This is a genomic window from Pseudomonas sp. NPDC087697 (genome assembly GCF_044743155.1).
In the GTDB taxonomy this organism is placed as follows: domain Bacteria; phylum Pseudomonadota; class Gammaproteobacteria; order Pseudomonadales; family Pseudomonadaceae; genus Aquipseudomonas.
This window is the reverse complement of sequence record NZ_JBIUVW010000101.1, coordinates 1-1,205: the sequence shown is the minus strand read 5'-3', so window position 1 is coordinate 1,205 and position 1,205 is coordinate 1. Positions and strand designations below refer to the sequence as shown.

The 1,205-nt window shown below is 56.0% G+C and carries 1 protein-coding gene; it reads left to right on the top strand.

The window, feature by feature from the left end:
• A partial coding sequence (gene nusA, locus ACIPIN_RS28960) for a transcription termination factor NusA (RefSeq protein ID WP_401124936.1) occupies window positions 1-1,205 on the top strand: 1,205 nt, incomplete at both ends.

Sequence of the window (1,205 nt, the reverse complement as noted above, 5' to 3'; positions counted from 1 at the left end):
CTGGTTGTTGAGTCGGTATCCAATGAAAAGGGCGTACCGGCAAACGTAATTTTTGAAGCGCTGGAGCTGGCTCTGGCCACTGCAACCAAAAAGCGTTTTGAAGACGAAGTTGATCTGCGTGTGGAAATCAATCGCCACACCGGTGCTTATGAAACTTTCCGTCGCTGGACGGTAGTCGAAGAAGCAGACCTGGATGATCCGGCTGTCGAAACCTGGCCGAGCAAGGTTCAGGAAACGCATCCTGGCGCGAAGGTCGGTGATGTTGTCGAAGAAAAAATCGAGTCCATCGAATTCGGCCGCATCGCTGCGCAGACTGCCAAGCAAGTTATCGTGCAGAAAGTCCGCGAAGCCGAGCGTGCTCAAGTCGTTGATGCTTATCGCGAGCGTCTGGGAGAAATCATCTCCGGCACCGTGAAGAAAGTAACCCGTGACAACGTGATCGTTGATCTGGGTAACAACGCTGAAGCGCTGCTGGCTCGTGAAGACATCATTTCTCGCGAAACTTTCCGGGTGGGTGTGCGCCTGCGTGCACTGCTCAAGGAAATTCGCACCGAGAACCGCGGCCCGCAGCTGATTCTGTCGCGTACAGCGCCGGAAATGCTGATCGAGTTGTTCCGCATCGAAGTGCCGGAAATCGCTGAAGGCCTGATCGAAGTAATGGCTGCTTCCCGTGACCCGGGTTCGCGCGCCAAGATCGCGGTCCGCTCCAAAGACAAACGCATCGACCCGCAAGGCGCTTGCATTGGTATGCGCGGTTCGCGCGTCCAGGCAGTGTCGGGCGAATTGGGTGGTGAGCGTGTGGATATCGTCCTGTGGGATGACAATCCGGCGCAGTTCGTGATCAACGCCATGTCCCCGGCTGAGGTTGCGGCAATTATCGTTGACGAAGATGCCCATGCAATGGACATCGCCGTTGGCGCAGACAATCTGGCTCAGGCCATCGGTCGCGGTGGTCAGAACGTGCGTCTGGCTAGCCAGTTGACTGGCTGGACCCTGAACGTGATGACCGAATCGGACATCCAGGCTAAGCAGCAAGCAGAAACCGGCGACATCCTGCGCAACTTCATCGACGAGCTGGAAGTCGACGAAGATCTGGCACAGGTGCTGGTTGATGAAGGCTTTACCAGCCTGGAAGAGATTGCCTACGTACCGTTGGAAGAAATGCTCAACATCGATGGCTTTGACGAAGACACCGTCAACGAGCT